This window comes from Acidobacteriota bacterium (genome assembly GCA_009838525.1).
GTDB lineage: Bacteria > Acidobacteriota > Vicinamibacteria > Vicinamibacterales > UBA8438 > VXRJ01.
Map to the genome: position 1 here is coordinate 297,598 of VXRJ01000035.1, position 19,605 is coordinate 317,202.

Sequence of the window (19,605 nt, forward strand, 5' to 3'; positions counted from 1 at the left end):
CAACCCGCCGGATCCGGAGCCCCAGAAGTAAACACGTCGCATTGCCTGGGGTGTGCCTCCGTCATTAGGCCTCAGCAAACGTGCCATAGGACGCGCCAGGGTGGCGGGCTACATCTGCCCCAGCGCGATCTGGCAACTTGGCACGAATGTTGCAGTCCCACTAGTCATCGCGTGCGCTCGTGCAGGCATTCTGCAAGCACTTGGCGTGCGGACGAGGAGGAAGAATGCGATTTGGTAAATCGTTCCTAGTCGGAATGGCCGTGCTGTTGCTGCCGGCCACCGGCTTCGCCCAGGGCGCGGCTCTGATTGGCGAAGTCACCGACAACACGGGCGGCGTCCTGCCGGGCGTCACCGTAGAAGCCGCCAGCCCGGTGCTGATCGAGGGGTCGCGTGTCGCGATCACTGACGGCACCGGCCGGTACAACATCATCGCCCTGTTGCCGGGCACCTACACCGTCACCATGACGCTGCCCGGCTTCTCGACGTTCGTTCAGGAGGGCATCCAGGTTCCGGCCGCGACGAACGTCACGATCAACGGCTCGCTCTCGGTCGGCGCGCTCGAAGAGACGGTGACGGTATCCGGCGAGGCGCCGATCGTCGACGTGCAGAGCGCGGCTCGGGTCGAGGTCGTTGAGCGCGAGGTTCTCGACTCGCTCCCGACGACGCGGAACACGCAGTCGATCGGCTACCTCGCGCAGGGCGTGCGCCTGACCCGGCCCGACGTCGGCGGGGCGCAGATGATGGAGCAGGTCCGCATGTCGGTCCACGGCGCCACCCCGCGCCACACGACCATGCAGGTGGACGGCATGATCGTCAACTCGCAGATGGGCGACGGCCTGATCATGAACTACAACAACCAGGCGCTGAGCCAGGAGATGGCGATGACCACCTCCGGCAACAACGCCGAGGTTCAGGCCGGCGGCCTTCGGCTGAACATGATCCCGAAGGACGGCGGCAACCAGTTCAGCGGGACCAACTACGTCGGCTTCACGCTGAACGAGAGCTGGCAGGCGGACAACTTCACGCAGGGGATGCAGGATCTCGGCCTGACGTCGAACCAGGGTGTCACCAACATCCACGACGTCAACCCCGCCATCGGCGGACCCATCCTGCGGGACCGGCTGTGGTACTTCACGTCGGCCCGCGCCATCTCGGTCGACGAGCTGTTCGCCGGCGCCTTCCAGCCGACCCTGCGCACCGACGTGTCCCCCGAGGTCATCCAGGACTACTTCAAGCGCGGCGCGCGGATCACCTGCGAGGACCCGAACACCAGCACCGGGTGCGTTGGCAACCACCCGGCGATCGCGGGAGCGACCCGCGCGGTGTCGGAGCAGCACGTCCGCAGCGTTCTGGCGCGCCTGACCGCCCAGGTCTCCCAGCGCAACAAGGTGAGCGCGTACCTCGACCGGATCTTCAAGTGGAAGAAGCGCGAGTTCGACGCGAACCGTGAACCGATCCAGGCGGCGGGCTTCCGCGATCCGGGCCAGGCGAACTACCACACGTTCCAGGCGAAGTGGACGTCGACCATCAGCAGCCGCGCGCTGCTCGAGGTGGGCTACTCGCAGGTCTACGAGCGGCTGCTCATCGCCAGCCAGACGGAGGAGGCGCTCCGCGAGGTCTTCCCGGACAACATCCCGCTGCCGAACCTGCGGGCGGAGACGCCGGGCAACCTGCGGACCTGCATCCAGACTCCCTGCTACTGGGACGCCGGCTACAACCAGACCGGGCCGTGGTACGCGAACGCGGTCATCGGCGACCGCGGCACCGGACTCCAGACCAACAACTACTGGGGCGACATCTGGATCACGCCGTCCGACCGCTTCTATCCGAACGCGGCGTTCTCGTACGTCACCGGCTCCCACAACTTCAAGGTGGGCATGCAGTGGTCGTTCGGTAACGACGGCGACACCCGGAACCGTCTCGGCCATATCAACATCCGGCCGTACAACGGGCTGCCGGTGCCGTGTGATCCCGACCCGTCGGTGGATTGCGAGGCACGGCACTTTGTCACGGCGCTCAACTACCCGACGAGCTGGAACACCACGGTGCGGGCGGATCGCGGCATCTACGTGCAGGACACGTGGACTGTCGACCGGCTGACCATCAACGCCGGCCTGCGCTGGGACCACTTCGAGTCGCTGATCAACACCTTCCGCACCGGCGACCTGCCGGGCGGCCGGTTCATTAATGCGCGGTCGGCCCCGGAGATCCCGGCAACGCCGTACTGGGACGACATCACGCCCCGGCTGAGCGTCACCTACGACCTCTTCGGCGATGCGCGGACGGCGCTGAAGTTCTCGGCGAACAAGTTCATGCGGCCGTACGCGAGCGGTCACGCCGAGCGCTACTCGCCGTACCGCGAGGTGGGTGACAACCGCGCTTGGTACGACTGCGCACTGAATCCCGCGGTCCATATGACGGGCGAGGACGGCGACCCGCGTGCGGCCTGCGCCACCGCGGCCGATCTGGGTGGCCTGCCGGCGTCTCCGGAGCACTACCTGAGCACGAACTACGACGGCATCGCGCAGGACCACGAGATCGGCCTGCTGGGCAACAGCACCGTGTTCCGCGAGGGCGGTGTTGCCGTTCCGTCGTCCCGGCCCGCCGACGACCTGCAGCGCGAGTACAACTGGGAGTACAACGTCGGCATCCAGCACGAGCTGCTGCCGCGTGTCTCGCTGAACGTCGGCTGGTACCGTCGCGTATTCGCCGACATCGAGGCGCGGAGCAACACCCTGCTGCAGTCGTGTAACGTCGCGACTGCACAGGCGGGCGTGCCGTGCGGAAGCTGGATCCCGTTCGCGGTGAACTTCGACGATCCGGATGGCCACGTTGCGCGTCTCCGCGCGCTCGGGCAGGACATCACGATCCCGTCGGGCCAGTTCCTGGCGTTCGACCTCGATCCGGCCTATCGCGGGCTGGTCAACAACCTGGACGTTACCTCGGATATCAACCGCAACTACTACAACGGTTTCGAGGTGAGCATGAACGCCCGTCTGCCGAACGGCGGCAACATCTTCGGCGGGTGGACGGCGAGCCAGCACATCCAGGACACCTGCGGCCTGATTGTGAACCCGAACGGCGTCAGCATCGAGGACCCGATCCGCGGCGCCGACGAAGGCATCACTCGCGGCGGCCGCTGGTGCGACCAGAGCACGCTGGGGATGCCGTTCCGGCACGACTTCAAGCTGTTCGCCACCTATCCGCTGCCGTACGACTTCGAAGTCAGCGGATCCATCCAGGCCTACTCGGGCGGAGAGCGGGAACTGACGTGGAGCCTGCCCGCCAGCTACTCGCCGACGGGCTCGTTCACATCGACGCCGACGGTCCAGTTGTTCCAGCCGGGCACGAACTTCCTGCCCTACTGGACGCAGGTGGACGTCTCCCTGCGGAGGCTCTTCCGGTTCAACAACATCCAGGCGTCGGTTCAGGCGGACCTCTACAACGCCCTGAACGCTGCCGTGCAGACCGACGAGAACGAGACCTACGGCGGAGCCTGGGGACGGCCGACTCGCCTGCTGCAGGGACGGATCCTGCGAACGGCGTTCCAGTTGAACTGGTAGTCCGTCCTTCCGTCCGCGGCTGACGCGCCTGCCGGGGCGCACGGTCGCTTCTCTCGGGCCGGTGGGGGAGCCTTCCCCCACCGGCCTTTTTTTGTCCCTGAGAGGTCCGGCGGCCGGAGAATCCAACCTGACGGATCAAGGCGCCCAAGGAATTGAACGTCGCCTGCCCCTGAGAACGCACGCTCATGCAGGGTCTCCGTGAGCATGCGACCAAACGCCCAATAAAACCGGCCTCTCTACCTCTTCGCCGCAAAGACTTGGCAACTGGCACGAATGTTGCTAGGGTATTGCGCCGCGCATGCATTTAGATGGCATAACGCTCTCTTTTGGCGTGCGGACGAGGAGGAAGAATGCGATTTGGTAAATCGTTCCTTGTCGGAATGGCCGTGCTGTTGCTAGTGCCGGCCACCGGCTTCGCTCAGGGCGCGGCTCTGATTGGCGAAGTCACCGACAACACGGGCGGCGTCCTGCCGGGCGTCACCGTAGAAGCCGCCAGCCCGGTGCTGATCGAGGGGTCGCGTGTCGCGATCACTGACGGCACCGGCCGGTACAACATCATCGCCCTGTTGCCGGGCACCTACACCGTCACCATGACGCTGCCCGGCTTCTCGACGTTCGTTCAGGAGGGCATCCAGGTTCCGGCCGCGACGAACGTCACGATCAACGGCTCGCTCTCGGTCGGCGCGCTCGAAGAGACGGTGACGGTATCCGGCGAGGCGCCGATCGTCGACGTGCAGAGCGCGGCTCGGGTCGAGGTCGTTGAGCGCGAGGTTCTCGACTCGCTCCCGACGACGCGGAACACGCAGTCGATCGGCTACCTCGCGCAGGGCGTGCGCCTGACCCGGCCCGACGTCGGCGGGGCGCAGATGATGGAGCAGGTCCGCATGTCGGTCCACGGCGCCACCCCGCGCCACACGACCATGCAGGTGGACGGCATGATCGTCAACTCGCAGATGGGCGACGGCCTGATCATGAACTACAACAACCAGGCGCTGAGCCAGGAGATGGCGATGACCACCTCCGGCAACAACGCCGAGGTTCAGGCCGGCGGCCTTCGGCTGAACATGATCCCGAAGGACGGCGGCAACCAGTTCAGCGGGACCAACTACGTCGGCTTCACGCTGAACGAGAGTTGGCAGGCCGACAACTTCACGCAGGGCATGCGGGATCTCGGCCTGACGTCGAACCAGGGCATCACCAACATCCACGACGTCAACCCCGCCATCGGCGGACCGATCCTGCAGGACCGGCTGTGGTACTTCACGTCGGCCCGCGCCATCTCGGTCGATGAGCTCTTTGCCGGGGCCTTCCAGCCGACCCTGCGCACCGACGTGTCGCCCGAGGTCATCCAGGACTACTTCAAGCGCGGCGCCAGGATCACCTGCGAGGACCCGAACACGAGCACCGGGTGCGTCGGCAACCACGAGGCGATCGCGGGAGCGGAACGCGCCGTAGCGGAACAGCACGTCCGCAGTGTTCTGGCGCGCCTGACGGCCCAGGTTTCCCAGCGCAACAAGGTGAGCGCGTACCTCGACCGGATCTTCAAGTGGAAGAAGCGCGAGTTCTCGGCCACCCGCGAGCCGATCCAGGCGGCGGGCTTCCGCGATCCGGGCCAGGCCAACTACCACACGTTCCAGGCGAAGTGGACTTCCACCATCAGCAGCCGCGCGCTGCTCGAGGTGGGCTATTCGCAGGTCTACGAGCGGCTGCTCATTGCTTCCCAGACGGAGGAGGCGCTGCGCGAGGTCTTCCCGGCCAACATCCCGCTGCCGAATCTGCGGGCGGAGACGCCGGGCAACCTGCGGACCTGCATCGCGACCCCGTGCTACTGGGACGCCGGCTACATGCAGACCGGAGACTGGTACCGGAACGCGGTCATCGGCGACCTCGGCACCGGGCTCCAGACCAACAACTACTGGGGCGACATCTGGATCACGCCGTCCGACCGTTTCTATCCGAACGCGGCGTTCTCGTACGTCACCGGTTCCCACAACTTCAAGGTGGGTATGCAGTGGTCGTTCGGTAACGACGGCGATACCCGTAACCGCTTGGGCCATATCAACATGCGGCCGTACAACGGGCTGCCGCAGCCGTGCGACCCGGACCCGATGATGCCGTGCGAGGATCGCCACGGAGTCGACGCGCTCAACTACCCGACGAGCTGGAACACGACGGTGCGGGCGGATCGCGGGATCTACGTGCAGGACACCTGGACGCTCGATCGACTGACGATCAACGCCGGCCTGCGCTGGGACCACTTCGAGTCGCTGATCAACACCTTCCGCACCGGCGACCTGCCGGGCGGCCGGTTCATTAATGCGCGGTCGGCCCCGGAGATCCCGGCAACGCCGTACTGGGACGACATCACGCCCCGGCTGAGCGTCACCTACGACCTCTTCGGCGATGCGCGGACGGCGCTGAAGTTCTCGGCGAACAAGTTCATGCGGCCGTACGCGAGCGGTCACGCCGAGCGCTACTCGCCGTACCGCGAGGTGGGTGACAACCGCGCTTGGTACGACTGCGCACTGAATCCCGCGGTCCATATGACGGGCGAGGACGGCGACCCGCGTGCGGCCTGCGCCACCGCGGCCGATCTGGGTGGCCTGCCGGCGTCTCCGGAGCACTACCTGAGCACGAACTACGACGGCATCGCGCAGGACCACGAGATCGGCCTGCTGGGCAACAGCACCGTGTTCAGGCCGGGTGGCGTCGCGGTTCCGGCTTCCCGGCCCGCCGACGACCTGCAGCGTGAGTACAACTGGGAGTACAACGTCGGCGTCCAGCACGAGCTGCTGCCGCGGGTTTCGCTGAACATCGGCTGGTACCGCCGTGTCTTCGGCGACATCGAGGCGCGGAGCAACACCCTGCTGCAGTCGTGTATCTATGCGGACGCGCGGGCCGGCGTGCCGTGCGGAAGCTGGATCCCGTTCGCGGTGAACTTCGACGATCCGGGTGGCCACGTGGCGCGTCTCCGCGCGCTAGGGCAGGACATCACGATCCCGTCGGGCGAGTTCCTGGCGTTCGACCTCGATCCGGCCTACCGGGGACTGGTCAACAACCTGGACGTCACCTCGGACATCAACCGCAACTACTACAACGGGTTCGAGGTGAGCATGAACGCCCGCCTGCCGAACGGCGGCAACATCTTCGGCGGGTGGACGGCGAGCCAGCACATCCAGGACACCTGCGGCCTGATCGTCGATCCGAACGGCGTCAGCATCGAGGACCCGATCCGCGGCTCGGATGAGGGCATCCGCCGCGGCGGACGCTGGTGCGACCAGAGCTCGCTGGGGATGCCGTTCCGGCATGACTTCAAGCTGTTCGCGACGTATCCGTTGCCGTACGACTTCGAAGTCAGCGGATCCATCCAGGCCTACTCGGGCGGCGAGCGGGAGCTGACCTGGTCGGTGCCGAGCAGCTACTTCCCGGGCGGCACGCGGACGCGGGGCGCCACGGTGCAGTTGTTCCAGCCGGGCACGAACTTCCTGCCCTACTGGACGCAGGTGGACGTCTCCCTGCGGAGGCTCTTCCGGTTCAACAACATCCAGGCGTCGGTTCAGGCGGACCTCTACAACGCGCTGAACGCTGCCGTGCAGACCGACGAGACCGAGTCGTACGGCGGAGCCTGGGGACGGCCGACTCGCCTGCTGCAGGGCCGGATCCTGCGGACGGCGTTCCAGTTGAACTGGTAGTCCGTCCTTCCGTCCGCGGCTGACGCGTCCGCCGGGGCGCACAGCCGCTTCTCTCGGGCCGGTGGGGGAGCTTCCCCCACCGGCCCTCTTTTTTGTGCGGTCAGCAGGTTCGCCTCCTGCGCGGCGGGACGCGCTATGATGATTGTTGCGGTCATCGGCGCTAGATGGGACAGACCCATGGACACTGCGCACCCAGCCCTGAAGTTCACCTACGAGGACTACCGCACGGCGCCTCCGGACAAGCGCTACGAGTTACTCGACGGAGATCTACTGTTGACGCCGGCCCCGAGTCTGAAGCACCAGGAAATCCAGGTTCGCCTGGGAAGGAGACTGGCTCAGTTCATCGAGGAACGGGCGCTCGGGAAGTTCTACTTCGCCCCCTGCGACGTAGTGCTTTCCGACACCGACGTCGTACAACCGGACCTGCTGTTCGTGTCACGGGAACGCGACCATCTGTTGAGGAATGGCGACAACGTCCGCGGCGCACCCGATCTGGTCGTGGAGATCCTGTCTCCCGCGACCGCCGACCGGGACCGTGGCTACAAGCGGACGCTCTACGCGACGCACGGCGTCACGGAGTGCTGGCTGATCGATCCGGCCACTGAGACCGTGTGGATTCATCGGCTGAAGGAGGGCGCACTGGAGATCGCTCACACGTTCGGCCGGGGACAGCTACTACGCTCTCCACTGCTTGCCGGCTTCGAGGTCGACCTGCACGACATCTTCTCGTCCTGAACGGAGCGCGGGAAACGGACGCGTCGGCAGCCTGCCATCCGCGCTCTCGTCAGGCCAGACGAACAGTGATGTTTGTCGCCCGCTATTCAATCTCGAACGGCATGCGCAGGCCGACGCCTCCACCGACGTCCAGTTCGTAGGACCCGCGTTCCCAGTCGCCGGTGCGGGCGGCGAAGAAGAGGTTGCCCTGCATGCATCGGTACTGGGACACGTCCGCGAGCGAGCGGCGGAGGCCCCGGTCTACGAAAAAATCCAGCTTGAGAGCGCAATTGCCTGGAGATCGGCGGTCGCCGCCCTGCATCTGAAGCTGCAACGGCAGCAGGCTGCTCCGTTGCTGAAGATAGGTCTCTTGCGAGATCAGCGGAGTCCGTGACCCGTCGGGATGCACGACGTGAACCTCGTCCCGACCGAACGTCATCGCTTCCCCCACCTTGCCCTGGACTGCGAAGTCAAGGGCCAACCACTTCGGATCGTGATCGCGAGGATAGTAGTAGTGGACCACCCAGGCCGTCAGATGGCAGTCCTCGTATCCCGCCACGCCGCGGTTGATTCGAAACGACTTGCCGGGTTCGGAACAGTCGTGGGCGGCGGCCGGGGCAACGGACACGCCGGCGGCGAGCGAGACAACCGCAATCACCGCCGGCCGGCGGGCACGCTGCATATCCTTATGGTAGTTACGCCAGCGTCGGAACACCAGACCGCGACCCCGAACCGGGGGTAAGGGGCACGCATCTATAATGGCTCGTCATGCATGCCGCGTACGACCCCCTGCTCGTGGATATCGCCGATGCATGCCGTCGCCACTACGGAAACCGCCTTCTCTCCCTCGCCGTCTACGGCTCCGTCGGCCGCGGCACTCCCCGGCCCGACTCCGACATCGACCTGCTGCTGGTCGCGACCCGTCTCCCGGACGGTCCGGTCGCCCGCAACGACGAGTTCCGCGCGGTTCGGACCGCCCTTGCGCCGCGGCTGGCGGCCGTCGGCGCCGCTGGCCTGCAGCCGGAACTGGCGCCGATCTTCAAAACCGGCGCAGAGCTCAAGCGAGGGTCGCCGCTGCTGCTCGACATGACCGAGGATGCCCGGATACTGCATGATCCGGACGGATTCCTGCGAGACGTGCTCGACCACCTCCGCCGCCGGCTCGGAGAACTGGGGTCAAAGCGCATCTGGCGGGGCGACTTCTGGTACTGGGATCTCAAGCCGGACTATCGGCCGGGCGAGATCTTCGAGCTGTTCCCGTCATGACCAACGGCGACCTCGCCGCCAGCTACCTCGTCAAGGCCACGATACGGCTCGATGTCCTTGCCGTGCTGTTGGAACGTGAGGGGCACTCGGATGTGGTCGGGGAAGGGCAGGAAGTTGTGGAGTTGGCCCTCAAGGGCATGCTGCGTCATGCGGCCGTGGAAGTTCCGCGCCGGCACGATGTTGGGAGCGTGCTGCGCGAGCACGCCGCCCGGTTCTCGGGTGTCGACGTAGCACGCATCGGGCAGCTTGCCGACGTTTCCGCGTGGCTACGCGAGAATCGTGAGTTGTCGTTCTACGGGGACGAGGGCTTCGTTCCGACCGAGCGCTACTCCAGAGAAGACGCGCAACGCGCCATCGACGGCGCCCGCCTCGCGGTGTCAACGGCCGCCGCGGTCATCGGTGAGCGTCGACCATGAGGACTCGCCGCGGTCCACGCCGAAGTGGGATCCGTCGGCAACGTGCTGCGCCGCTCGTCGCGGCGGCCGCCGCAGTGGGCCTGTTCGCCGCCGGCTGCGAGTCGCAGCAGGCTTCCGAAGCGCTCACCGCCGCCGCGCCCCAGGCAGGTGAGCCGACCGGCCCGATTACGTTTTCGCGCGACGTCGCTCCGATCGTCTTCGAGCACTGTGCGCCATGCCACCGCCCTGGGGGTTCGGGACCGTTCTCCCTGCTGGGCTACGACGACGCCGCCCGCCGCGCCCGGCAGATCGCCGAGGTCACGGCCAGCCGCTTCATGCCGCCGTGGCTGCCGGAGGCGGGCTACGGCGAGTTCGTCGGAGAACGCCGCCTGACGGAGTCGCAGATTGCGACGCTGGCCGGGTGGAGCGATTCGGGGGCCGCCGAGGGTGACCTGGCGGACCTGCCGGAGCCCCCGGCCGCTACCGACGGCTGGATGCTCGGCGAACCGGATCTGACGGTGGGATTGCCGGCCCCGTACACGCTGCCGGCGGATGGCTCCGACGTTTTCCGCAATCTCGTCCTGCCTCTGCCAGTCTCCGAGACGCGCTGGGTCCGGACGGTGGAGCTGCTTCCTGGCAACCCGCAGTTTGTCCATCACGCGATCATGGCGGTAGACGACACGTCGTCGTCGCGTCGGCGCGAGGCCGAGGAGACCGAGCAGCCGGCGGAACCCGGTTTCAGCGGGATGGAGATGGGACTGGCGTTCATGCCGGACGGCCACCTGATGGGCTGGACTCCCGGCATGGCGCCGAATCCGGGGATCGACGGTCTTGCGTGGCGTCTCGACCCGGGCACCGACTTCGTCGTCCAACTCCACATGCTGCCGTCCGGTCGCCCGGAGCCCGTCGCGCCGATGGCGGGCTTCCACTTCGCGGACGCGCCACCGTCGGGGCCGCCGCTCTATCTCATACGCCTCGACGCCGACCACTTGCTCGACATACCTCCGGGCGACGCCGCGTTCGTGGTCACGGACGAGGTGACCCTGCCGATCGACGTGGAGCTGCATGCCGTGTATCCGCACGCGCATTACCTGGCGAAGTCGATGGAAGGCAAAGCGACGTTGCCGGACGGCGCCGAGCGGTGGCTCATTCGCATCGACGACTGGGATTTCAACTGGCAGGACGTCTACCGCGTGCGCGAGCCGTACGTGCTGCCGGCCGGCACCACGCTGTCCATGCGTTTCACGTACGACAACTCCGCCGATAACCCGCGGAATCCGAGCGATCCGCCGCGACATGTGCGGGCCGGCAATCAATCGTCGGACGAGATGGCGCACCTGCAGCTCCAGGTGCGCCCGCGGCGCGCCGCCGACCTGGTGTTGCTGCGCGAGTCGCTCTACCGGCACGCCATCACCAGGAACCCGGCGAATCCGTGGTCGTACTACGAGCTCGGGAACGCGCTCCTGGAGCAGGATCGGGTGGACGAGGCGGCGCAACAGTACCTGGCGGGACTGGCCGCCGATCCGACGCACGTGGCATCGCGCGCCAGCCTGGGTGCGGTGCGCGAGCGGCAGGGCCGCCTTGAAGAGGCGGCGGCGGAGTTCCGGACCGCGGTGGAGTTGGATCCCGGTTACGCCCCCGGACATTACAACCTGGGCAGCGTGCGGCTCGCCCAGGGTCGCCTGGAGGAGGCAGTCAGCCACCTGCGTGAGACGCTGGCCCTGGAGCCGTATCACGCCGCCGCCCACGCCAACTTGGGTCACGCGTTGCGCGAGCTCGGTCGGCTCGACGAGGCGGTGACCCACCACCGGGAGGCGTTACGTCTCCGCCCCGGCTCCGCTGAAGCCCACAACAATCTCGGTAGCGCGCTGGCCGTCAGCGGCCTTCTCGACGAGGCCATCGAACACTTCCAGAGCGCCCTCCGGCTCCAGCCCGATCACATCGAAGCCCGCCAGAACCTGGAGTTGGCCTACGAGATCGCGGCCGAGCTCGAGCGGGCGGGGCTCCGCTGAAGGCGCTGCCCGACGGGCGCGTTGGGAGTCTCGCCAGGCGTGAAAGCGCGCTCTGACGGGCGCGTTGGAAGTCTCGCTGCCGCGAAACTTCTGCGGCGCGGTGGCTGGCGCGGTCAGGGTGCGGTACGGCTGGCCTCGCGCAGTTCCTGGATCTGGCTGACGGCGGCGATGATCTGCATTTCGAGGATGCGTTCACCGTACTCGGCCGTGGCCCGCGCGGGGTTGCCGTTGACGCCGTTGCCGCCCGGCCCGGTTCCCGTGCCGACCGCGAACTGGTCGGGCCGCAACTGCGACGGATCGAGGAAGAGGAACTGCGAGGTGTCGTGCATCCCGGCATGGGAGCCGACATCCTCCGGTCGTTCACCCTGCTCGACCAGCCAGTCGTCGCCCGGGCCGGGGTAGTAGGCGGTCAGGTGATGGACGCGCGCCGGGCCTTCTGCCCACTCGCGGTTGAGGCGCTCGGCGACCGCCATCTGAGACGCCTGGTTGCCGCCGCTGTCGCCCATGAGTGCGATGTCCGTAAACCCGTGGCGCGCCAGGCTTCGCGCGGCGTACTCCAGCACCTGTTCGAAGACGTCGGGCGGCGTGGTGATGGTGCCGGGGAAGCGCATGTGACCGGAGGGCGGATCGACGTCGCCCTCGGGGACGTAGGCCATGACCGGCGCCACCAGCGCGTTTCCCAGGCGGCGCGCCGCTTCGCCCGCCTTGTGCTTCACGAGGACGTTGTGCTTGCCGAGAACCATGTGCGGCCCGTTCTGTTCGGTGCCGCCGGTCGGGACAATCACGGTCGTCGTGCCGGCGGCGACGGCGTCGCGCAGCTCGACCCACGTGAGCTCCTCCAGGAAGACGGACGGCGCCGCCGGCGCCTGGGCCCGCGCGGCACCTGGGGACAAAGCCAGCGTTGTGCTGGCCATAAGAAAAACGAGAGAGCAGGCGGCGGCTGGGTTGCCGTGTCTTGGCATCGGGAGACTCCTTACCGTGCCCGTCAGAGTTCCGGTGTGAACGTGACGTCGCCGGCGGCGGTGTCGTTCGGACCGAGGACGATGATTCCAGTGTCGGTCCTGCCCGCCGCGGCCAGGTTGAAGCCGTCGATGCAGTTCGTGGCCGGCTCGACGCAGAAGAAATCCAGGCCGGCCGGCGTGTAGACGACGAGACAGGCGTAGGTGGGGTCCGCATCGATAAGCAGGCGCGCGTTCCACTCGGGCCAGGCGATCTCGGCACGCCCGCCGAAACGGACGAAGTTGTTGTCGAGGGGGGAGGCGTCCGGGTTCAGGCCGGCGCCGTCGAGCAGCAGTTGCGGCGGCGGAGGCGCCAGGTTGACCGGGACCATCGTGTCGTCGGTCACCCACATGCGCCCGACGTCGGCCCGCACCGTGGCCTGCGGCGTCCGGACGAAGTACGGATGCAGGCCGAAGCCGACCGGCATCGGTTCGTTCGCCTCGTTCGTCACGCTGAAGCGAACCCGGAGCTGTTCCGACGTCAGGTCGAACTGCTGCTGGGCGACGTACGGCCAGGGCCAGTCTCCCGCCGGGTGGCGGTACTCGATCAGCAGGCTCGCCGCGCCGCGATCCAGCACCGTCCACGGGGCGCGCCAGGCATGGCCATGGATGGCGTGCGGTTCCGGGCGGAAGTTCTGCGGCAACTGCACCGTCCGTCCGCGGAAGCGGAACCGTGCGTCGCGGATACGGTTCGAGAACGGCACCATGGGGAAGCTGGACGTGCCGCCGGCCGCCAGTTCGGCGAGCGCCTCGGCCGGGGCGGGGCGCATCCATTCGATGCTCCCGGCATTGCCGCCGCGCTCGGTGGCATACCGGGTGATGGAGCCGCCCACCTCAGGCGCCACGTCCAGCCGGACGGGGTCGGCGCGAAGTTCGATTACCTCGGAAGCCTCAGGCATGAATTGCGCCTCCTACGCCAGAAGCGGTGGGCAACTCGCGTACCGCTGCGCCGGTGTGCTCGTCGGCAACCGCGAGGTCGTACTGATTCTGCAGGTTCATCCAGAATTGCGGCTCGACGCCGAACCAGTGACCCAGGCGGAGGGCCGTATCTCCGCTGACGGAGCGCTTGCCTGCAATGATCTGACTGATGCGGTTGGGTGGCACCGCGATCTGCCGTGCGAATTCGGTGGGCGTTACACCGAGTTGCGCCAGTTCATCGCGTAGCACGATGCCGGGGTGAACAGTTCGCTTGAGCATCATCCTCCCTCCGCGTCAACAAGTGATAGTCCACGATCTCCACATTCGTTGGTCCAGGGCTACCGGCAGGCCACGTGAAACAGATCCGCCATTGCGCGTTGCTCCGAATCGAGTACTGGCCGGCCCGCGAGCCCTTGAGTGACTCCAGACAGTTGCTCGGCAACCCGCTCAGCGTAGAAAGCGACGGCGCAGCGTTCAGGATCGCCAGCCGCTTGGTGGCCGCTTGTGAGAATCACGAGCCAAATCCGGCGCCGTTGACGCTTGACGTCAAGCATAAACCCGGAAGGCTGGCGGTGCAAAACTGTTATCGTTTTCCTTTTGCGGCGACCACGATTCACCGGGAGGTTCGAGATGCAGGGTAGATGCACGCGCGCGTGGCTGGCGTTCGGTGTCGTCGGACTGCTGGCAGTGCTGGGAGTCGGCTGCGGATCGAACGAAGCCGGCCCTCCGGACGCCGCGGAGGACTCGATGGGCGATAACCCGTTCCTGACCGAGAGCACGCTGCCGTATCAGATGCCGCCGTTCGACCGCATCGAGGACGCGCACTACCAGCCGGCCTTCGAACAGGGAATGGCCGAGCAGCTTGCCGAGATCGAGGCGATCGCGGCGCAGTCCGACCCGCCGACGTTCGAGAACACGATCGTCGCGATGGAGCGTTCCGGTCGCCTGCTTGACCGGGTCGCGACGGTTTTCTTCGGTCTCTCGTCGGCCCACACCAACGATGCGATGGACGCGGTCCGGAGCGAGGTGGCGCCGAAGCTTGCCGCGCACACCGACGCCATCCTGCTGAACGGCGATCTCTTCGCGCGGGTCCGGACGCTGTACGAAGAGCGTGACGCCCTCGACCTCGACGCCGAGGCACGCCGCCTGGTCGCGGAGTACTACACCGACTTCGTGCGCGCCGGCGCGCGGCTGGACGACGCGCAGAAGGAGCGGATCGAGGAAATCAACGCCGAGCTGGCGTCGCTGTCCACGACTTTCTCGCAGAACGTGCTCGACGAGGTGAACGCGTCTGCCGTCGTCGTCGACACGCGCGACGAGCTGGCGGGCCTGCCGGACGACCAGGTAGCGGCGGCGGAAGCGGCGGCGGCGGCGCGCGATCTGGAGGGCAAGTTCGTCATTCCGCTCCTCAACACGAGCGGCCAGCCGGCCCTTACCACGCTGGAGGACCGCGCCCTGCGCGAGCGGATCACGAAGGCGTCCCTCGCCCGCAACTTGTCCGGCGGCGAATATGACAACCGCGAAGTGATCACGACCATGGCGCGCCTCCGGGCCGAACGCGCCGCCATGCTCGGCTACCCGAATCACGCCGCCTACATCCTGGAGCGGCAGACCGCGCAGACGGTGGAAGCGGTGAACGAGCGGCTCGCGAGCCTTGCGCCCCCCGCCGTCGCGAACGCGCAACGCGAGGCGGAGGATCTGCAGGCGATGCGGGGCGACGCGGGGGAGCTGGCGGCGTGGGACTGGTCGTTCTACACGGAGAAGGTGCGCGCGGACCGCTACGCCTTCGATGCCGAGCAGTTGCGTCCCTACTTCGAGTTGAACAGTGTTCTTGACAACGGCATCTTTTTCGCCGCGACTCAGCTCTACGGCCTGACTTTCGAGGAGCGGCCGGAGCTGCCCACCTACCATCCCGACGTCCGCATCTGGGAGGTCTTCGACGCCGACGGCTCGCCCCTCGGCCTCTTCCTGGGCGACTTCTATGCCCGCCCGTCGAAGCGGGGCGGCGCCTGGATGAACGCCTATGTCTCGCAGACCCACCTGCTCGGAACGTTGCCGGTGGTGGGGAACCACCTGAATATTCCGAAGCCGCCGGACGGCGAGGCGACGCTGCTCACGTTCGACGAGGTGGTGACCGCGTTCCACGAATTCGGCCACGCCCTGCACGGCTTCTTCTCGGACGTGGAGTATCCGTACTTCTCGGGAACGTCCGTGCCGCGCGACTTCGTCGAGTACCCGTCACAGGTGAACGAGATGTGGGCCACCTGGCCGGAGGTGCTCCAGAACTACGCGATTCACTACGAAACCGGCGAGCCGATGCCGTCCGACCTACTGGAGAAGGTCCTCGCGACGCAGACGTTCAACCAGGGCTTCGCCACCACCGAGTACCTCGCCGCGTCGCTCCTCGATCAGGCGTGGCACCAGATCACGGCGGACGAGGTCCCGGGCGCGGACGGCGTGGAAGCATTCGAAGCAGCGGCGCTGGAGGCCGCGGGCGTGGCGCTGGAAGCCGTGCCGCCCCGGTACCGCAGCACGTACTTTTCGCACATCTGGAGCAGCGGATACTCGGCCGGCTACTACTCCTACATCTGGAGCGAGGTGCTGGATGCGGATTCGGTCGAGTGGTTCAAGGAGAACGGCGGGCTCACACGCGAGAACGGCGATCACTTCCGGGAGACGCTGCTGTCGAAGGGCGGGAGCATCGAGGCGCTCGACCTCTTTCGCGCGTTCCGGGGCGCCGAGCCGGACGTCCGACCGTTGCTGATTCGCCGCGGCCTGAACTGACGCGAGGTGTCATCGCCGCTTACCGTCGCGTTCCTCGGCTGCGGGTTCATCACCGGCGTCCACGGCGGGCACCTGCGGCGGCTGCGCGACCGGTTCGTCCCGGCCTACGCCAGCCGCGACAGGGTGAAAGCGGAAGCGTATCGCGCCCGCTATGGCGGGACGGCTGCCTACGGTGACTATCGCGCGGCGATCGACGATCCGGCGGTCGACGCGGTGGTGGTCGCCATGCCGCCCCGCTTCCATCTGGAGTGGACGCTCGCCGCGCTCGACGCGGGCAAACACGTTCTGGTGGAGAAACCCGCCTTTCTGCGGATGGAAGACTACGAACAGGTCTGCGCATCGCGCGACCGCGCGGGCCGCACGGTGATCGTCGGTGAGAACGATCACTACAAGCCGCTGGCCGTCTGCCTCCGGCGTCTGCTGGCCGACGGCGCAATCGGCGACCTGCTGATGGCGCACTTCACCACCCTGGTCCGCCGTCTGAAGTCGGCGGGCGACTGGCGTAACGATGAGCATGCCGCGGGCGGGGACGCCTTCTTCGAGGAGGGAATCCACTGGCTGCACCTGGCGAACTGCCTGGGGCCGCGCATCACCACGGCGTGGGGCGTCCGGCCGACGGGAGGCCGCGAGGGATCGGACCGCCGTGCGAAATCCCTGCTCGCGGCGTTCCGCTACGACAACGGCGCCGGGGGAACGCTCTATTACTCGCGCGAGGTGCCGTCGCTGCTCCGCGGGTTGCGTCTGTCGAAGCTGTTCGGGCGCGACGGCATCATCTCGTTCGAGTCGAACGGCGCCGCGGTCCTCGTGCGAGGCCGCCGGACGCGCCGGCCGGAACTGATTCTTCCCGGTTTCCGCGACATCCGGGGCTACCGCGCGATGTACCGGGATTTTGCCGATGCGATCGCCAGTGGCCGGCCGCCCGAAATGAGCCTGGAAGCCGCGATGGACGATCAGCGGATCATGGAGCAGATCGCCGCCTCGGCGGACGGTGCGGAGGCGGGCGAGATAGGCGATGGTTCACGGGTGGGGGTTGACGGGCGATGACGGGTTGGCGATGACGGCGACCGAGACGCGGGCACATCCGACGCCGGCAGGGGAGTGGGACGTCATCGTCGTCGGCAGCGGAGTCGGCGGCGGCACGCTGGCGCGCGCCCTGGCGACCACCGGGGCGCGCATCCTGATCCTGGAGCGCGGCGACTTCGTCCCGCGGGAGGAAGCGAACTGGAGCCCGAAGGCGGTCTGGAGGGACCTCCGCTATCGCACGGACGAGTGCTGGCTCGATGGCGACGGCCGCACGTTCCGGCCGTACATGCACTACTGCGTCGGCGGCAACTCCAAGTTCTGGGGCGCGGTCCTGTTCCGTATGCGCGAAGCGGACTTCGGCGAAATCGAACACGCGGACGGTGTCTCGCCAGCCTGGCCGATCGACTACGGCACCCTCGCTCCCTACTACGCGCTGGCCGAGCGTTGCTACCTGGTGCGCGGCGCGTCCGGCGCGGATCCCACCGAACCGCCGCGCGACGCCTATCCCTTTCCCCCGGTGCCTCACGATCCGCACATCGAGCCGCTGGTCGAGCGGCTACGCAGGATGGGACTCCACCCGTCGCCCCTGCCGCTCGGCCTGTCGTCCCCGGGAACCCACTGTGTGCTCTGCAATACCTGCAACTCGTTCCCCTGCTACATCGATGCCAAGTCGGAGGCGGAGCAGTGCGGGGTCCGGCCGGCGGTGGCGCTCGGCACGGTCCGCGTCCTGACCGGAACCCGTGCCCGACGGCTGCTGACCGACCCATCGGGGCGGCGGGTGGCCGCGGTAGAAGTGGAACGGAACGGTACGACGGAGCGGTACGCGGCTCCGGTCGTCGTCGTCTCGTGCGGCGCCGTCAACTCGGCCGCGCTGCTGCTGCGCTCGGCCAGCGACAGGCACCCGAACGGACTCGGCAACACCTCCGGACTGGTGGGCCGCCGCTACATGGCGCACGTCGCCACGATGATGCAGGGCTGGTCGCCGTTCCGGGACAATCGCGCATCGTTTCAGAAGACGGTGGCGATTAACGACTACTACCTGCGGGGTCCCGACGGCGGGTTTCCCCTCGGCCAGCTCCAGACGCAGGGGCGGACACATCCGGAGCAGGTGCACTACGTGGAGCCGCGAATCCCGTACTGGATGCTCCGGCTCTGGTTGCGGCGCGGCTTCGACTGGCTGGCGATGACCGAGGATCTGCCGCGCGAGGACAATCGCGTCACGCTGGAGCCGGACGGCCGGATCCGCCTGGCCTACCGGCCGACCAACATGACCGCGCACCGGCGTCTCGTGCAGGTGATGCGCCGGATCCTCCGCCGGCTCGGCTACCCGATCGTCGTCGCCCGATCCCTCGGCACGCAGAACACGACCCATCAGTGCGGGACGATCTGCTTCGGTATGGATCCGGCTACGTCGGTTCTCGATCCGTTCTGCCGGGCGCACGAGGTGGACAACCTCTTCGTGGTCGACGCGTCGTGCTTCCCGTCCTCCGCCGCCGTCAACCCGGGGCTGACGATCGCGGCGAACGCTCTCCGCGTGGCCGATCACATCGCGGAGACCGAGCTGGGATGCGCGACCCGCCCGGACGTCTACACGAGGGGCGCCGACGACTGGCGAGACGAGAATGTCGGCCCGATGCACCTCGATCAGGAGAACCTGCCGGAGACCATTCGATGAGAGCCCGATCCTTCAGTCACGTCGGCATCACCGTCCGCAACTTCAACGCCGCCGTCCACTTCTACTGGGACGTCTTCGGTTGCCCGCTGGTCGGCGTCGCCGATCAACCGCCCGAGCGCGTGAAGAGCTTTTTCGGTGTCGGCGCGGACGTCGACGCGCCAAGCTGCAAGGTCGGCTGGATTCGCGTTCCGGGCGGTGGCGTCATCGAGATCTTCGAGTTCCAGCCGCAGCAACCGCCGGTCGAGATCCCGTGGAACCGGATCGGCATCACGCACATCGCGCTCAACATCCGCGGCATCCACCGCTGGCACGACTACCTGACGTCCAAGGGCGTGGAGTGCGTCAGTCCGCCCGAGCAGTCGCCGCGCGGTCACTGGTTCTTCTTCGCGAAGGACATGGACGGCAATCTGATCGAGATGATGGACCTCGGCTGGATGTACCACGTCCTTGGCTGGCTCGGTCTGCTGGGCGGCTGGATCTTCCGCCGCGGCATGTACCGGAAGTACTACGAGTAGCCGGCGTCGCTCCCTTGCGCGGCCGCACCCCCCTTGCGGGCGCGCCGCAA

General features: G+C 67.3%; 15 protein-coding genes. 10 read left to right on the forward strand and 5 right to left on the reverse strand.

Annotated features, from left to right (window positions below):
* The first annotated feature begins 224 nt into the window (after positions 1-224).
* From F4Y45_16685 to F4Y45_16695, 3 genes are all read left to right on the forward strand, one after another.
* Positions 225-3,563: a TonB-dependent receptor gene (locus tag F4Y45_16685; GenBank protein ID MXY26140.1), complete on the forward strand. Its 3,339-nt coding sequence runs from the start codon at positions 225-227 to the stop codon at positions 3,561-3,563.
* A gap of 350 nt (positions 3,564-3,913) precedes the next feature.
* Positions 3,914-7,255, forward strand: a complete 3,342-nt coding sequence (locus tag F4Y45_16690; GenBank protein MXY26141.1) for a TonB-dependent receptor — start codon at positions 3,914-3,916, stop codon at positions 7,253-7,255.
* Between the two features lie 135 nt (positions 7,256-7,390).
* The gene (locus F4Y45_16695) at positions 7,391-7,990 is read left to right on the forward strand and encodes a Uma2 family endonuclease (GenBank protein MXY26142.1); all 600 of its coding nucleotides are present in this window, start codon (positions 7,391-7,393) and stop codon (positions 7,988-7,990) included.
* A gap of 82 nt (positions 7,991-8,072) precedes the next feature.
* Here the strand turns inward: F4Y45_16695 and F4Y45_16700 are convergent, their stop codons facing one another.
* Positions 8,073-8,651: a hypothetical protein gene (locus tag F4Y45_16700; protein ID MXY26143.1), complete on the reverse strand. Its 579-nt coding sequence runs from the start codon at positions 8,649-8,651 to the stop codon at positions 8,073-8,075.
* Between the two features lie 86 nt (positions 8,652-8,737).
* Between F4Y45_16700 and F4Y45_16705 the strand changes: the two genes are divergently transcribed.
* Genes F4Y45_16705 through F4Y45_16715 form a run of 3 tightly spaced genes read left to right on the forward strand, consistent with a single transcriptional unit; the run spans position 8,738 to position 11,642 of the window.
* The gene (locus F4Y45_16705) at positions 8,738-9,235 is read left to right on the forward strand and encodes a nucleotidyltransferase domain-containing protein (protein ID MXY26144.1); all 498 of its coding nucleotides are present in this window, start codon (positions 8,738-8,740) and stop codon (positions 9,233-9,235) included.
* The gene (locus F4Y45_16710) at positions 9,232-9,651 is read left to right on the forward strand and encodes a HEPN domain-containing protein (GenBank protein MXY26145.1); all 420 of its coding nucleotides are present in this window, start codon (positions 9,232-9,234) and stop codon (positions 9,649-9,651) included. Before F4Y45_16705 ends, F4Y45_16710 begins: the two co-directional genes overlap by 4 nt.
* Positions 9,648-11,642: a tetratricopeptide repeat protein gene (locus tag F4Y45_16715; protein ID MXY26146.1), complete on the forward strand. Its 1,995-nt coding sequence runs from the start codon at positions 9,648-9,650 to the stop codon at positions 11,640-11,642. The genes F4Y45_16710 and F4Y45_16715 overlap by 4 nt, the downstream gene beginning before the upstream one ends.
* A 113-nt stretch (positions 11,643-11,755) precedes the next feature.
* On the opposite strand, the gene F4Y45_16720 is transcribed toward F4Y45_16715, so the two are convergent.
* The 4 genes from F4Y45_16720 to F4Y45_16735 are packed head-to-tail and all read right to left on the reverse strand — an operon-like array spanning position 11,756 to position 14,045.
* Positions 11,756-12,604: a creatininase family protein gene (locus tag F4Y45_16720; GenBank protein ID MXY26147.1), complete on the reverse strand. Its 849-nt coding sequence runs from the start codon at positions 12,602-12,604 to the stop codon at positions 11,756-11,758.
* Positions 12,605-12,627: 23 nt separating this feature from the next.
* Positions 12,628-13,539, reverse strand: a complete 912-nt coding sequence (locus F4Y45_16725) for an aldose 1-epimerase (GenBank protein ID MXY26148.1) — start codon at positions 13,537-13,539, stop codon at positions 12,628-12,630.
* Positions 13,532-13,837: a HigA family addiction module antidote protein gene (locus F4Y45_16730; protein MXY26149.1), complete on the reverse strand. Its 306-nt coding sequence runs from the start codon at positions 13,835-13,837 to the stop codon at positions 13,532-13,534. The genes F4Y45_16725 and F4Y45_16730 overlap by 8 nt, the downstream gene beginning before the upstream one ends.
* Positions 13,794-14,045: a plasmid maintenance system killer protein gene (locus tag F4Y45_16735; GenBank protein ID MXY26150.1), complete on the reverse strand. Its 252-nt coding sequence runs from the start codon at positions 14,043-14,045 to the stop codon at positions 13,794-13,796. Before F4Y45_16735 ends, F4Y45_16730 begins: the two co-directional genes overlap by 44 nt.
* A 143-nt stretch (positions 14,046-14,188) precedes the next feature.
* Here F4Y45_16735 and F4Y45_16740 point away from each other — a divergent pair, with 143 nt between their 5' ends.
* From F4Y45_16740 to F4Y45_16755, 4 genes are read left to right on the forward strand one after another with little or no spacing between them, the layout of a single operon-like run.
* Positions 14,189-16,342, forward strand: a complete 2,154-nt coding sequence (locus F4Y45_16740; GenBank protein MXY26151.1) for a M3 family metallopeptidase — start codon at positions 14,189-14,191, stop codon at positions 16,340-16,342.
* Positions 16,343-16,348: 6 nt separating this feature from the next.
* A complete protein-coding gene (locus F4Y45_16745; GenBank protein ID MXY26152.1) occupies positions 16,349-17,386 on the forward strand; it encodes a Gfo/Idh/MocA family oxidoreductase in 1,038 nt (345 codons plus the stop codon).
* 10 nt (positions 17,387-17,396) lie between these two features.
* Complete coding sequence (locus F4Y45_16750) at positions 17,397-19,040, forward strand: GMC family oxidoreductase (protein MXY26153.1); 1,644 nt, start codon at positions 17,397-17,399, stop codon at positions 19,038-19,040.
* Positions 18,932-19,555 (forward strand): VOC family protein, encoded by a 624-nt coding sequence (locus tag F4Y45_16755; protein MXY26154.1) that lies wholly within the window; start codon positions 18,932-18,934, stop codon positions 19,553-19,555. The genes F4Y45_16750 and F4Y45_16755 overlap by 109 nt, the downstream gene beginning before the upstream one ends.
* Positions 19,556-19,605 lie beyond the last annotated feature (50 nt).